The organism is Stenotrophomonas sp. STEN021, assembly GCF_056760175.1.
On sequence record NZ_JBRREH010000143.1, the window covers coordinates 1 to 5,139 of the forward strand.

Genomic DNA, 5,139 nt, shown 5'->3' on the forward strand with positions numbered 1-5,139 from the left:
CTGCTCTTCGGTGAACTTCGACTTCTTCATGGCAAAACCACCTCTCTGCTTGGGGTTAGTTTCGCCGAATTTCTCTACTTTTGGCTGGCTCAAAAAGCTGGGAGGTGGTCAGACACCATGACACTTTTGGATGTGAGCCGGATTCTAAAAATTTCCGAAAACACAGCGCGCAACCGACTGAGTCGAGGGTTTCCGATGCCCCCCCCTCCTTTCGAGTAGGGCGGCGACGATTGTTTCTCACTGCCGAAGTCAAACAGTGGGTGGCTCGACAGGCGGCTTCCGGGGGTGCTCACTCCAATGCGGAGCCGCCCATGACCTAGACCTGTAGATATCTATACGGGACATAAAAAACCCCCAAGCGTTGGCGCGCTCGGGGGCTCGGGATGCAGCAACAAATTGACACCTGCGATTTTCTGCATCCTTCTCCCTGTCGTCAAGTGTCGCCGCCCTGATGGGGCTCGACGACTGGCGGTCTGTGCTCCGATCTCAGTGATGGATCGGGACAGGTAACCGCGCCTATGAGGATGCATAATGAGTTTGTTGAAAGACGTGTGCCGGCTACTGCTGCGCACCGATCTGTCGAATCGACAGATCGGCGAGAAGCTAGCTTGCTCGCCCACCACTGTAGGGCGCTATCGGCAGCGACTGAGCGAAGAAGCACTGGTTTCATGGGAGCAAATCGAGCCACTTAATGAGTTGGCGCTAGATCGAAAGCTCAACCCCCACCGGAGCCGTCACAAGAAGTTGTTCATCGAGCCAGATTGGGCTGACGTGCACAAAGAGCTGCAGCGTCGTGGCGTCACGCTCGTGCTGCTACACGAGGAGTACGCACTGGGCCTCGAATCCGGCGCGATGTCGGAGACCGAGTTTCGGCGGCGCTATCGCCGCTATGCGCGTGCTCGTGGCTTAGTTATGCGCCAGATCCACTGGCCTGGCCAGAAACTGTTCTTGGACTACTCCGGTGTCCGGCCATCACTCACCGATCGTGCTACCGGCAAAAAGACGCCGGTGGAACTGTTCGTGGCTGTCATGGGCGCCAGCCGTAAGACTTTCGTCTATGCAGTGCACACCCAGCGATTGCCCGATTGGATCATTTGTAATGCCAAAGCACTGGAGTTCTTTGGTGGCGTACCCACGTTTCTGGTTCCCGACAATCTTAAGGCAGCGGTCACGTCCATCTCGCGACAGGAGGGGGCACTGTTGAACATGACCTACGCCGAGTTTGCGGCGCACTACGATACCGTCGTGCTGCCAACACGCCCACGGCGGCCCAAGGACAAGGCGGCAGTCGAGGTTGGAGTACAGATTGCCCAGCGTTGGATTCTTGCGCGCCTGCGCAATCGGGCCTTCTACACGCTCAGTGATTTGAACGCCGCGATCGCAGAGCTGACCGAGCGAATGAATGCCCGTCCGATGCGCGGTTGCGGCGGCAAAAGTCGCCAGCAGCTCTTCGACGAGTTGGATGCCCCTGCGCTTGATCCCTTGCCGGTGGTTTCATACGAGTTCGCCGAATGGAAACTCAAGGTTTCCGTCTCGCAGGACTATCACGTTCCATGCGCTGGACGTTATTACTCGGTGCCTTACGTCTTGGTCGGCGCCAAAGTCAACGTCAAGGCCACACATGACTGGATGATGGTTTTTCACCGTGAACGCCGTGTCGCATCCCACCGGCGGCGGTACGACGACCTGGGTGGCTGTAGCACTCTGGATGAGCACCAACCCAAGGCGCACCGCGCCTACTCGCAAGATGATGCGAGTGTGCTGATTGCATGGGCAGAGCACTTAGGTGGTGCTGTACATCGTTTCGTCTTGCACCACATTGAGTTCCATCGACGGCCAGCGCAATCACTGCAGGCCTGTCGTGGTCTGCAAAAGTTGGTTCGTGAATACGGCTCCGAACGAGTGCAGGCTGCCTGTGACCGATCGCTACACGCCCATGCCAACAGCATCAGTTCGGTGAAGTCGATGCTTCAACGCGGCATAGAGCACACACCGCTCACAGGCGCACTCGCCGCCAACGACGATCCCATACCCGCCCACGAGAACGTGCGCGGCGCGTCTTACTACAGCTAACCCACCACGAGAACCTAACATGACCCTGCAAAACACGATGGACGGACTACGCGATCTCCGGCTAAGCGGGATGCTGGAGGGGCTGGAGCAGCAGCTTAGCCAGATGGCGTATACCGAGTTGGCATTCGAGCAGCGCCTGGGGCACTTGGTCGATGCCGAAAGCAGTCACCGCGACAGCCAGCGACTGCGACGACTGCTCAAGAACGCACGCCTCAAGGTCAACGCTGAGCCCGAAGCCATCGACTATCGTCCGGGCCGTGGCTTGGATCGTTCAGTGGTGGCGGATCTGCTGACTTGCCGCTGGATCGAGCGTCAACAGAATGTGCTGGTCACTGGCCATACCGGCACCGGCACCGGCAAGACTTGGCTCGCTTGTAGCCTGGGTGTGCAAGCGGCGCGCAAGGGTCTCACCGTCGCCTACAAGCGGGTCGGTCGCTTACTCGAAGAAATGGAAATCGCCCATGTTGATGGTTCGTTGATGAAGCTGCGGAACCAGCTGGCCAAAGTGCAGCTGCTGATTTTGGACGACTTCGGTCTGACGCAACTCACTGGCCGTGGCCGTGCAGATCTGCTTGAGGTGCTGGATGATCGCGTCGGAACCGGCGCCACTCTCATCGCAGGCCAACTACCGGTCAAGGACTGGCATGGATTCATCAACGATCCGGCGTTGGCTGATGCGATTTTGGATCGGCTCATCCACAGCAGCCACAAGCTCACGCTCAAGGGCGAGTCGATGCGCAAGCGAAAAATCGGCGCGAACGGCGACCTAGTTCCAATCCTCTAATCAATGGGGAGCAGAGGGGACGGCCGTAGCCCGCCCCCCCTTCTATTTCAACGCTCGCGGTGACTAGCGGAGAACTCACCCCAAGCTTGCTCCAATGCATCTAACACATGGTCTCCGTGCCTTGAGAGGTAGGCCCGTATCTCTTGCAGGCTACTTGCGGTTACAGGAAAAGCCTTGTCAGCACGAACGTCCACCGCCAAATCAGCCACGTTGTCATCGCGGTCAAGCTGAGTCAGGAGCCAACGGTGGAAAGAAGAGCGGGACTTCTGATAGGCAGCACTAATGGACACCGCCTTTGCCGCCAGCAGGTTTATTGCGTCCTCCGGCCGACGCCACTTTGCCCGCCACGGCGCGCTTGCCTCGTTCCAGCGTTCGATTGAGTCCAAGTACCGCATTTCATCGGACTGGCCCCGATGCAGGCCCGTATCGCTGAAATGATCGGGCGTGCTGAACAGATCACAGCGTGCGCAGTAGTAGACGGAAGGGTCCTGCTCGTCCTGGTCGCCATGCAGGTAGTACCTAGTCCGCGCCGAAGCTTTGGTTGCCTCGGGGATCTTCTCTCGGCGCGCGACCGACAGATCGCACGCCTTTGAAAGAAGTGACCAGTTGGCGAAACCTTGTTCTGCTGCAACCAGATCGAGGGCTTCGGCATGAATCAAGGAACTCTCACGCGCTACCTTCTTGGCCTGACGCTTGAGGCGGCTGATCTGTGCAGACGAAAAACTATTGGCCATGACTCTATATCCGCGGTCGCTACAAGATCGATGCGCCCACACACCAAGCCAGCGGCGACCTTTGAAGGTCAAGGCAGGTCTAGTAGAAACTCCCGCGCTGTCAGTTCGACTTCGCCTTGTGGACGAGCGGGCCCGCGCATGGGCCTGTTTGTTAGCTTACAACGGATGATCGGCTCGTGCCAAGACAGCGTCGGAGGGGGGGCGAATCGCCCCAGAGCGGACACATAGCTTGTCCAGCCTGGCCAACCTATGGTGTTGGGTCCAAAAGCTCGCTCCGGCTCACTGTCCAGTTGGATGGCGGCGCTGACCAGATCATTTGGCGTCGCTGTCCAGTTTGTTTGGCGGCACTGATCAGTTTGTTTGGCGCTGGGTGATCAGGTGGTTGCCGTTTGGCATCAAGAGTCCTTGAGCCGATAGGCGCCCACCACCATGGATCGAAGCCGGTCTCGTTCTCGGTTCGCAGGACAGGCCTTTCTTCCAACTGGTACGATCCGCCGCCGTACCCGACAGAGAAATCATCAATGTCCGATCTTCCACCTCTTCCCAGCCTCGCGCTTGGACGCTATCGCCATTTCAAAGGCGGCGAATACGAAGTCATCGGCATCGCCCGGAGCAGCGAAACATTGGAGGCCCTGGTGCTCTACAAGCCCTTGTATGGCGACCTGGGCGTGTGGGCCCGGCCCTATACGATGTTCGTGGAGCAGGTGGCTGTCGAAGGTGTCTCCCAACCAAGGTTTGCCTACCAAGGCTGATACCCGCGTGCAGGCGTGACCACTTCACACGCAGCACCGTGCAAGAGCCGAAAAGAACCACAACGAGACGGACCTGCGCAATGACAAGTCCGGAGGCAGCTCACGCTATCGATGCCCCCACCTCTTGAACGCAATCGCTGCCGTCTCAGCTCGTAATCTGCGCTCATTCCGCCGTGCCCACTCCTCGCATCCCGCCTTACCGGTCTCATAGCTCCGGCAGTTGCGCGGCGGATGCAGCACCGCTCCACCAGGTGGAGGCAGGTGGTACGCGAGGTTCACGAACCACGATCCGTCCAGCCGCTCGACCAATCGGGATACGGCAATCTCATTGACGTAAATCGCCGTGAGTTGGCTCTCGAAGTCGGCCACCTTGGCCCATTTGAAGTTCTGCGGAAGCATGGCCCAGCATGGCGCCGCGCTGTCTCAGAAGCTGGGACGAGAGGCGGATTGGCGACAATCATTTCAGTCAGCCAAGGGGCAGTGACTTGAATGATCTTTTAGGCAGATCTTCGACGTAGTGACCTATGGCCGACCTGCGTACTTTTAGGAAAATGATGGAACCCTTGCGATATCGAGCGTCAGCGCACAGCCTGACAATACCTGCGTTTTCCATCTGAACTCTCGTTCTTAAGCATCCTTTCCACGATCGTGATGAAACGACAGTACCGCGATCGATGGTGCTGCTACCTAGGGATGCTCTGAACAATTCCTCGGCGACAATAGCGCAAGGTTCGACGGATGACGACGATGCAGCTGAGCTTCGGGGACGCGGAACACACGGGCAAGCGGAAGAAGA

General features: G+C 58.2%; 4 protein-coding genes. 3 read left to right on the forward strand and 1 reads right to left on the reverse strand.

What is annotated here, in order from left to right:
* Window positions 1–531: 531 nt before the first annotated feature.
* Both istA and istB read left to right on the forward strand, forming a co-directional pair.
* Complete coding sequence (gene istA, locus ACVOL0_RS19955; RefSeq protein WP_481550560.1) at window positions 532–2,073, forward strand: IS21 family transposase; 1,542 nt, start codon at window positions 532–534, stop codon at window positions 2,071–2,073.
* 19 nt (window positions 2,074–2,092) lie between these two features.
* The gene (gene istB, locus ACVOL0_RS19960; protein ID WP_481550561.1) at window positions 2,093–2,857 is read left to right on the forward strand and encodes an IS21-like element helper ATPase IstB; all 765 of its coding nucleotides are present in this window, start codon (window positions 2,093–2,095) and stop codon (window positions 2,855–2,857) included.
* 47 nt (window positions 2,858–2,904) lie between these two features.
* Here the strand turns inward: istB and ACVOL0_RS19965 are convergent, their stop codons facing one another.
* On the reverse strand, window positions 2,905–3,591 hold the full coding sequence (locus ACVOL0_RS19965) for a YozE family protein (protein WP_481550562.1): 687 nt from the start codon (window positions 3,589–3,591) through the stop codon (window positions 2,905–2,907).
* A gap of 521 nt (window positions 3,592–4,112) precedes the next feature.
* Here ACVOL0_RS19965 and ACVOL0_RS19970 point away from each other — a divergent pair.
* Complete coding sequence (locus tag ACVOL0_RS19970; RefSeq protein WP_481550563.1) at window positions 4,113–4,343, forward strand: DUF1653 domain-containing protein; 231 nt, start codon at window positions 4,113–4,115, stop codon at window positions 4,341–4,343.
* Window positions 4,344–5,139: the final 796 nt, after the last annotated feature.